At 41.3% G+C, this 8,566-nt stretch carries 9 protein-coding genes and 1 riboswitch; of the genes, 3 read left to right on the top strand and 6 right to left on the bottom strand.

The window, feature by feature from the left end; all coding sequences use genetic code 11:
• Positions 1-228: 228 nt before the first annotated feature.
• Complete coding sequence (locus tag Q0541_RS06425; protein WP_298907197.1) at positions 229-690, top strand: helix-turn-helix domain-containing protein; 462 nt, start codon at positions 229-231, stop codon at positions 688-690.
• Positions 691-996: 306 nt separating this feature from the next.
• On the opposite strand, the gene Q0541_RS06420 is transcribed toward Q0541_RS06425, so the two are convergent.
• From Q0541_RS06420 to Q0541_RS06410, 3 genes are all read right to left on the bottom strand, one after another.
• Entirely contained in the window at positions 997-1,404 is a 408-nt protein-coding gene (locus Q0541_RS06420) for a hypothetical protein (protein WP_298907195.1), read from the bottom strand.
• A gap of 373 nt (positions 1,405-1,777) precedes the next feature.
• On the bottom strand, positions 1,778-2,200 hold the full coding sequence (locus Q0541_RS06415; RefSeq protein WP_298907193.1) for a hypothetical protein: 423 nt from the start codon (positions 2,198-2,200) through the stop codon (positions 1,778-1,780).
• Positions 2,201-2,302: 102 nt separating this feature from the next.
• On the bottom strand, positions 2,303-3,172 hold the full coding sequence (locus tag Q0541_RS06410; RefSeq protein WP_298907191.1) for a zinc metalloprotease HtpX: 870 nt from the start codon (positions 3,170-3,172) through the stop codon (positions 2,303-2,305).
• A 312-nt stretch (positions 3,173-3,484) separates the two neighbouring features.
• Positions 3,485-3,568, top strand: a riboswitch (Fluoride riboswitch).
• A gap of 95 nt (positions 3,569-3,663) precedes the next feature.
• Between Q0541_RS06410 and Q0541_RS06405 the strand changes: the two genes are divergently transcribed.
• Together Q0541_RS06405 and Q0541_RS06400 are read left to right on the top strand one after the other, a co-directional pair.
• Complete coding sequence (locus tag Q0541_RS06405) at positions 3,664-5,004, top strand: voltage-gated chloride channel family protein (protein ID WP_298907188.1); 1,341 nt, start codon at positions 3,664-3,666, stop codon at positions 5,002-5,004.
• Positions 5,005-5,279: 275 nt separating this feature from the next.
• A complete protein-coding gene (locus tag Q0541_RS06400) occupies positions 5,280-5,576 on the top strand; it encodes a hypothetical protein (protein WP_298907185.1) in 297 nt (98 codons plus the stop codon).
• 120 nt (positions 5,577-5,696) lie between these two features.
• Here the strand turns inward: Q0541_RS06400 and Q0541_RS06395 are convergent, their stop codons facing one another.
• The 3 genes from Q0541_RS06395 to Q0541_RS06385 form a co-directional block, all read right to left on the bottom strand.
• Positions 5,697-6,437, bottom strand: coding sequence for a DUF559 domain-containing protein (locus Q0541_RS06395; protein ID WP_298907182.1), 741 nt, complete (start codon positions 6,435-6,437; stop codon positions 5,697-5,699).
• Positions 6,438-6,573: 136 nt separating this feature from the next.
• Complete coding sequence (locus Q0541_RS06390) at positions 6,574-7,212, bottom strand: Uma2 family endonuclease (RefSeq protein WP_298907179.1); 639 nt, start codon at positions 7,210-7,212, stop codon at positions 6,574-6,576.
• Between the two features lie 112 nt (positions 7,213-7,324).
• Positions 7,325-8,560, bottom strand: a complete 1,236-nt coding sequence (locus tag Q0541_RS06385; RefSeq protein ID WP_298907200.1) for an LL-diaminopimelate aminotransferase — start codon at positions 8,558-8,560, stop codon at positions 7,325-7,327.
• Between the last annotated feature and the right edge of the window lie 6 nt (positions 8,561-8,566).

The following is an 8,566-nucleotide window of genomic DNA, read 5'->3' as shown; positions in this document are numbered from 1 at the left end:
ATCAACAAATGCGATCGCCGAATCAACAAATGCGATCGCCGAATCAACAAATGCGATCGCCGAATCAACAAATGCGATCGCCGAATCAACAAATGCGTAGGTGTAGCCAGCCGCAGGCATCGCCAAAATAACATTAGAAAGGGGAACTAAAACATCTAATTCCCTCCCCTTTATACCAATTTTATGTGAAGTTGCATAGAATAGAAGGACACTCAGGTGGTGGATATTATGGCGCGTAGTTTGAAGAGCGTGATTGAAGAGAGTGTAGAATTTTTAGACAAACAATTAAAACAGACTCGCACTGCCAGGCAAAGAGAACGAATACAAATCTTGTGGTGGCTCAAAACAGGTCAAGTAAAACAGCATCAAGAACTAGCGCATCGCTTGGGGCGAGATACATCCACAGTAACGCGATGGCTACAAAAGTATCGACATGGTGGGTTATCGGAGTTACTCGAAGTCAAAACCGCTCCTGGACAAACACCACATTTAACCTCAGAAGCGTTAACGGGACTAAAGGAACGTCTGAAATTAGGAGTAGGTTTCAAAAGTTACGGAGAGATTGTTGAATGGCTGAAAACAGAGTATGGTCTAGAACTGACATATGCAACAGTCTACTTCTGGGTAGATTACCGACTCAAAGCGAAATTAAAAGTACCCAGGCGAGGATATTGCCCTAATTCAAATTGACCAAGCAGGCGCTCATCTGACGAATAAATTGCGTTGCTCCCAAAATTTAATTCCGGTCTGTCAACCCGCGCATAGCCCAGAACTTAATCCCATAGTTTCGAGTTTGGGAATTTATTAAGTACCAACTTCAAGGTGAAGTTTTTACAACACTTGAACAATTACGTACTCGCTTGCAACAACTGCTTGAAAAAATAACCCCAGAGCGAATCTGCTTATTGTCATCTTATAATTTCATTCTTGAAACCCTATTCTATGCAGCTTCATTTTAAACTAAATCTCTCGTCGTAGTCCCAATATTCAGACAGATTATCGCTCTAGCTTGTCTATTGGTGTTGGTCCACTAATGATGTAGGCACGCCTGCCTTTAATAGAATAGCGAATCATTACAGCGGCATGTCTATCAACTCGATAACTAATGGAGACTTGACTAGAGTCGGCTGACCATTTTGCATAATAGGCGTTGGCACCTGTATCAAGTATTTCGTTGACTTCTTCGAGAGGACCAATTTTTTTCCCTGTTTGAGCATCCATCAAATAAAGGTGAAAATTGTCTACGCCAAGATCGCCCTCACCATGCGAGGCGATTGAGTAACGTCCATTTGGAGAGCGACCGTGAACAATAACGACGTATTCACCTGGTTTGTAGTTGTAGACCGAGGTCGCGTAAGCTGTTGGTGAAAAAAATACACTGCACAAAGAAACGACTGTAATCATTGAAATTAGAATTCGTGGTTTCATTATGTAGTATGTTGTTCAAAATTTCATAAATATTATCTCATCTCTTGTACCTACGGGATAAACCAGGAGTACGCGAATAAAGTCAACTTTACATAAAATTGGTATTACAAGGCTACCGTGTATACACAAGTCGTATCACCCCCCTTAATCCCCCCTTATAAAGGGGGGAAATGAGATTTCCGGTTCCCTCCCCAATACATCGGGGAGGGTTAGGGAGGGGTAATTCAATAACCTGCGTATACAACGTAGCCGACTCAGAGAGGGACAGACTTGAAAAAGAGTAAGCCTTAACCCAAGTGTATTGAGACAGACTTGAACTAAAGTTCAACACAGAAAAAGGTTCGTTGAACTAACGAGGGTAAGGGTTATTGAAGGTTTCCCAAGCAGCAGTAGCCGCCTTTTGCACGCGAAAGCTGAAGTCTACTAAGTCTTTCATCATTAAGTACCAGTTTCTCTCAGCTTCATCCTGAATTATCGCCCAAGAGTCTTGTAAGCGATCGCGTTCTATCAGTTTCCTGTCTTCAATCAATTCCCGTGCTTGTCGCACAGCTTTCAAATAGGTTTCACGGGTGAGAGTACCTGCTGACTCTGCTTGGCTGCGTCTTTCTAGTGCTTCAATCAGCGCTTTGGTTTCGCGCTTCACTTCATTACTTTCGCCAGCCATTTCGGTTTCTACTAATTCGTCGGTTTTAGGACTTATTTCTACAATTACTATGGATTCGGTAGATTCAATTATTGTGGTTTCAAAGGATTCGATGTTGTTAGCAGTCATAGTTAAAACATCCTTAATTACAATGTTTATTGGATGAAAACTGCACCCTATAACGATAATCATTAGTCATGAGTGATTTAACAAATGACTCATGACAAAAATTTAATAAGCTTTTGTCGGTAGTTGTTGCTCTAATTTAAGCAATGCTGCAACTCGCACCTCTGTAGCAGGGTGACTGGAGAACAAGTTACCTAGAAACTGTCCAGAGATGGAATTGATAATTAATAACGGCTCAAATGCTGGATTGGCATTTAAAGGCATCTGCTTTGCTGAGGCTTCTAAGCGTTGTAATGCTCTAGCTAAAGCACGGGGATTACCAGTTAATCTAGCAGAACCTGCATCAGCAGAGAATTCTCGTGTGCGCGAAATTGCTAGCTGAATAATCGTTGCAGCCACTGGCGCAAGCATTACTGTTAACAAAACTCCCAAAGGATTACCGCCTCTGTTGTCATCTCGTGAACCGCCGCCAAACCATAAGCTGTAACTCACCATTTGCGCTAGGAATGAGATAGCACCAGCAACAGTAGCAGCAACAGCTTGTGTGAGGGTGTCACGATTAATAATGTGGGTGAGTTCGTGGGCAATAACGCCTTCGAGTTCGTCATCTGGCAATATATTCAAAATGCCTTCGGTGACAGCAACAGCAGCGTTTTCTGGATCGCGTCCTGTAGCGAAGGCGTTAGCACCTTGGCTTGGAACGATGTAAACTCTGGGCATGGGAATCTTAGCGCGATCGCTTAATCTCTGCACCATCCGATAAAGTCCTGGTGCTTCCACTTCACTCACAGGCTGGGCCTGGTATACTGCCAGCGCAATCTTATCTGATTGATACCAGGAAAACAAGTTTGTTACTGCTGCCAAGCCAATTCCGATGATCAAGCCACTACTACCGCCAATTACCCAGTAACTAATTGCGATCAAAAGACCACTTAGTGCAGCTAACAAAGCAGCCGTTTTCAATTGATTTATCATATTTTTGCTCTCCTGCTAATGCTGTGGAAATTTTCTAGAAAACAGCATTACTTAAGCTACATTTTGATTCTATCCAGCTAAACTTAGATATATGGTACAGAAAACCTATCAGAGAAGTACGGTTTTCCTACTTAACTTTTATAATTACTAATTTAGTTGTTTTTGATAGTTGTTCTATTAGTAAAAAAAACTATATTAATCGATAACAAAAAGACATCTATCTATAGAGGTAAATAGACCACGCGGTAGGGGCGCAAGACCTTGCGCCCCTACGACAGATGTGGTTCAAATACTTGAATTCTGCTGTAAACTCAAATCAATGGCGATGGAGCTCGCCGAAACCGCCTTTCCAGTCCTAAAAATCATCACTGAAAGGCTGATGGCTCCTACTTTCTCCGCTGACTGCGGGAGAGTAGGGCTTGGCTAAATGCATTACCTGACTCCCCTGTAGAAAGTGTAAGTCTACAAATCGCACCTCAAGGAGTCATGGTATGAAACACTTTCGTCAATTTGAACCGTTTATTGCATTACCACACCTAATTAAATGGTTGCCTATTGCCGTTGTGGTTGGCATTCTTGCTGGAACAGCTTCTGCGGCTCTTTTAGCATCATTAGAATGGGCAACTGATTGGCGAGAATCGCATCGCTGGATTATCGCTTTACTGCCCCTTGGTGGCTTCTTGAGTGGTTGGATTTATCATCAATTCGGTCAGACTGTAGAAGCTGGAAATAATCTTTTACTTGAAGAAATCCATAACCCCAAAAATGTTATTCCCTTCCGTATGGCTCCTCTTGTTTTATTAGGAACAGACCTTACACATTTATTTGGAGGTTCAGCCGGTCGTGAAGGTACAGCATTGCAAATGGGTGCTTCTTTGGCAGACCAGTTAACTAAAATATTACATTTTCAAGGAGCCAATCGGCGAATTTTATTAACGGCAGGTATCAGTGGGGGATTTGCTTCAGTTTTTGGTACTCCCTTAGCTGGAACCGTATTTGGTCTAGAAGTTTTAGCGATTGGTAAAATTAATTACGACGCTCTTTTCCCTTCTTTAATTGCTGCGATCGTTGGGAATCAAGTAACCTTACTATTGGGTCTACATCATACCGCATACCGGCACGCTCCCTCTATACCGACGCTGACAATTTGGGGGTTGATTGCTGCCATTATCGCAGGTGCAATCTTTGGAATAGTCGCGAGATTCTTTGCTCAAGTAACTCACAAAATCAGTCACTTCTTTAAAGCAAAGATATCTTATCCTCCAATGCGTCCTTTAATAGGCGGTGCGATCATAGCAGCAATTGTTGGGTTAAGTGGTACAACTAAGTATATTGGACTTGGTATCCCTACTATCGTTGATTCTTTCTCCACTCAGCTACCTCCTTGGGATTTTGCTGCAAAATTTGGTCTAACTGCTCTAACTTTAGGAGCGGGTTTTAAGGGAGGAGAAGTGACACCTTTGTTTTTTATTGGTGCAACTTTAGGTAATGCTTTGTCGTTGCTTTTAGCATTACCTGCACCACTGTTAGCAGGAATGGGATTTGTGGGTGTGTTTGCAGGTGCAGCAAATACACCTATAGCATCCACCTTAATGGGAATTGAATTATTTGGCCTCGAATCAGGGGTATTTATTGCTATTGGCTGTGTAGTCAGCTACCTATTTTCAGGTCATTCTGGAATTTATACTTCACAGCGTATTGGGTTGAGTAAATACTCTGCTGTATATTTAGAAGAAGGAGCGACTTTGGGTACTTATGGACGAGAAAAAGTTGAGCCGAAAATTGATTTACCTAATGATGGCGAAGAAGGCGGAAGTAATTCTCAGGAATAATTTTTTGATGGAATTCATGGATAATTAGGAAAGTGCTTAGTTTACCGCCGTAGGCATCACATAGTCAGAGTAGTCATGTATGCGCGATCGCTATTGTATAAAGGAAAGTAGCCACTCAATCAAAAGGAGAGAAAACAGGTTCCACTCCCGGAAGAATCGCCCAGTTGGGATGAGTTTTGTGAAATGTTATGGGAAGAGATTGAAGCGGGAGCAGAAGTAAATCAACCGGGTTTTAAAGTTGTTCGTAAGTTATTAAGCGATAAGAGGTTTGACAAATGAAGAATCATGGATTTAGTAAAATAGTTACTTTTCTAAATCAATTAAAACAAGAGAAAATTAGTTACACTCTAGCTCATCATCGAGATGAAACGATTATGGTAAATGTGGCGGTGGCTGGGGAACGATGGGAAGTGGAATTTTTTGAGGATGGTTCGGTTGAGGTAGAACGATTTGTTAGTAGTGGAGAGATTAATGGGGAAGAGGTTTTTAGTGAGCTATTTGCTATGTATTCAGAGTTAGAAACTAATTCTGCCAAACATACCCAAAACGCTAACTTGGCAAGTACTACGTGAAGGCGATCGCGCTATGTCTCCCCTAAAAAATCGAATTTTTAGTGCCAGCATCCATATTTAAATTATAAGTTAGTTGATTCATGTCAATATTCTTTACCTATTAATTAAACTTACTAATAATCACCTGTTGCTATCTAGTAGGTCTAAAAAACGCTTAACTACACAATCTGGCTGCCGTTGACAATCTTTCCAATCAAAGCGCTCAATAAATATTCCGTAGGCCCTTAAAGATTGATCTCGACTACGGTCGCGCTGAATATAGCTTTGTGTATTGTGGTGTGGACCGTCCACTTCCAGGATTCCCCACTTTCCCTGATGACATATTAGGAAATCTGGATAACATTCACCGCGTCCATATCCAACTTTAAATCGCGCTTTGCAGTTCGGAAGGAATAAGACACCTAGCTTATCTAATTCTTTTGCAACTTGGACTTCACTAAGGGATGCAAATTTAAAGCCATTCCAATTTTTTACTTTTTCATCATAAATGAATGTACCCTGATTATTTCCATCTCTTCCAAGAGCATTTTTCAGCAAATCATTATGCCAATCAACTTGAATATCTGGAATATTCGATAACTCTATTACAGGAGTTATATACAGCTTATTAACTTCCCATTTCTCAAGAGGTAGTATAGCTTCAAATGCTCGATGAATAGCTATAGTAATAAAATGTTCTTTATCAAGAAGAATATCATAATTAGGTCGTCGAGTTTTAAGTTTTATCTCGAACCAAGAGGAAGCATAATCCCAAGATAAAAAAGTACAAGATAGTAAAAATATAGCTTCATCATTCTCTCGCCCGTCTATTAGAAACTGTACAGCTTTTGCATAGTCTTCGTTAAAATCTTGAGTTTCCATAAAAACATGAGAAGTATATTAGGTTTTAGAAATATGCTGCAACTTTGATGCATATTAGTTTAACAGCTTTTAAGATGTAATTACTGCTACCTTGATTATAATTAAGCAAAATGAGCAATGCTTGTTTGATCATTTACTAAATCATCGCTTCCAATTCTTCCAAAGCTTGAAAACTTCCTACTTGCCAACTACGTTCCACAGCAGCGGGGATAATCTGAGTAATAGCTATATCCTCAAAATTAGGACTGGTATTAGATTTTATGTATTTTCCATCTTTGAGTAAATAAATAGAAAGGTTTCCGCTATCATATACCCATAATTCTGGGACTCCAATAGCTTCATAAGCATCGAGAGTAGTTTTTGATGTGACATCAGTCTCAATCGCTAAATCTGGCGGCGGATCATCAGCTTGCAAGCGGCGATGACCAATCATTTGTTGATAATTTTGAATATAAAAGCAAGCATCAGGTTCAACTCCTGCTACACCTTGCCGTTTAAAAGTAGTGGAACCAAAAGGTTGATATCTGATATCTTTAGCCTTCAGCAATATTTTGACAATATCAGAAATTAAATCTTTGGGAATTTCATGTTCTGGTAAAGGAGCCATAATTTCTAAAGTACCCTGGCTGTAGGTAATTCGTGTAGTTCTTTTTTCTCCCAATTCTTGTAAAATAGATTCAAATTCTTCCCAGCTAACATCTGGAATTGTCACCGTGCTACCAGGTGCTAACTGCATCTGGCTAACAGGTTTAAAAACGGGGATAGCAGCAGTCATAACCAGAATATAAGTAATCTGAGTTTCAATAATTATCTATCAGGTTGCGGTGGATAATATAGCCCACCGTAACCTTTAGATTAATAGAATGAGTTTAACAAAAGCGATCGCCTTACACCTTAAACTTCTCCGTAATCCGCTTCATCGCCTCTTCGACATTCTCCCGACTGTTAAACGCCGAAATGCGGAAGTAACCTTCACCCGCAGCACCAAAGCCAGAACCAGGTGTCCCTACAACATTGACAGTTTGCAGTAACTTATCAAAGAATTCCCAACTGGATAAACCATTAGGAGTTTTCACCCACACGTAAGGTGCATTCACGCCACCATAAACTGATAATCCGGCGGCTGTGAGTTTCTCGCGGATAATTTTGGCGTTTTCTAGATAGAAACTCACCAATCCCTTGATTTGTGCTTGTCCTTCTTCAGAGTAAACCGCTTCGGCTCCCCGTTGGACGATGTAAGAAACGCCATTAAATTTGGTGGACTGGCGACGATTCCACAGTTTCCATAGTTCCACATCGGAACCATCGGCGGCTTTTCCTGTGAGTGTCTTCGGTACCACGGTTAACGCGCAACGGGTTCCTGTAAAACCTGCATTCTTAGAAAAAGACCGAAACTCGATCGCAACTTCTCTTGCACCTTCAATTTCATAAATTGAGTGGGGAAGTGATGGTTCGGTAATATAAGCTTCGTAGGCTGCATCAAAGAAAATAATCGAGTTATTAGCTTTGGCATAGTCTACCCATGCCTTTAAATATTCCTTGGTTGCAGTTGCGCCAGTGGGATTATTGGGAAAGCAGAGATAAATTAAATCGACTTTTTTTGAGGGAATTTCGGCGGTGAAGTTGTTTTCAGCAGTAATCGGCAGGTAGACTAAACCCTCAAATTCGCCTTTATCGTTGGCATCCCCAGTATTTCCCACCATAACGTTAGTGTCTACATACACGGGATAAACAGGGTCAGTAACGGCGATGATGTTATCATGACCAAAGATTTCCAGAATATTGCCCGTGTCGCATTTGGAACCGTCGGAGATAAAGATTTCCGAAGCATCAATCTCGGCTCCCCGCGCTTGGAAATCTTGAGTAGCGATTTTTTCCCGTAACCAAGCATAGCCTTGCTCTGGGCCGTAGCCTTTGAAGGTATTGCGATCGCCCATTTCTTCCACAGCTTTAATCATCGCTGTGCGACAGGCTTCTGGCAGAGGTTCAGTAACATCACCAATGCCCAACCGGATCACCTTAGCATCAGGATTCGCTTCAGCAAAAGCATTCACCCGCCGAGCAATTTCTGGAAACAGGTAACCCGCTTTCAGTTTCAGGTAGTTGTCGTTAATAGTTGCCATATATAG

Origin of the sequence: uncultured Nostoc sp. (assembly GCF_937863485.1) — a bacterium.
Classification (GTDB): domain Bacteria; phylum Cyanobacteriota; class Cyanobacteriia; order Cyanobacteriales; family Nostocaceae; genus Nostoc.
The sequence above is the reverse complement of the archived record's forward strand: the minus strand, read 5'-3'. Positions and strand labels throughout refer to the sequence as shown.

Bases quoted from the DNA above. Each gene is read 5' to 3' on its own strand.
- Q0541_RS06425 (WP_298907197.1), top strand. From the start codon at position 229: ATGGCGCGTAGTTTGAAGAGCGTGATTGAAGAGAGTGTAGAATTTTTA.
- Q0541_RS06420 (WP_298907195.1), bottom strand. From the start codon at position 1,404: ATGATTACAGTCGTTTCTTTGTGCAGTGTATTTTTTTCACCAACAGCT.
- Q0541_RS06415 (WP_298907193.1), bottom strand. From the start codon at position 2,200: ATGACTGCTAACAACATCGAATCCTTTGAAACCACAATAATTGAATCT.
- Q0541_RS06410 (WP_298907191.1), bottom strand. From the start codon at position 3,172: ATGATAAATCAATTGAAAACGGCTGCTTTGTTAGCTGCACTAAGTGGT.
- Q0541_RS06405 (WP_298907188.1), top strand. From the start codon at position 3,664: ATGAAACACTTTCGTCAATTTGAACCGTTTATTGCATTACCACACCTA.
- Q0541_RS06400 (WP_298907185.1), top strand. From the start codon at position 5,280: ATGAAGAATCATGGATTTAGTAAAATAGTTACTTTTCTAAATCAATTA.
- Q0541_RS06395 (WP_298907182.1), bottom strand. From the start codon at position 6,437: ATGGAAACTCAAGATTTTAACGAAGACTATGCAAAAGCTGTACAGTTT.
- Q0541_RS06390 (WP_298907179.1), bottom strand. From the start codon at position 7,212: ATGACTGCTGCTATCCCCGTTTTTAAACCTGTTAGCCAGATGCAGTTA.
- Q0541_RS06385 (WP_298907200.1), bottom strand. From the start codon at position 8,560: ATGGCAACTATTAACGACAACTACCTGAAACTGAAAGCGGGTTACCTG.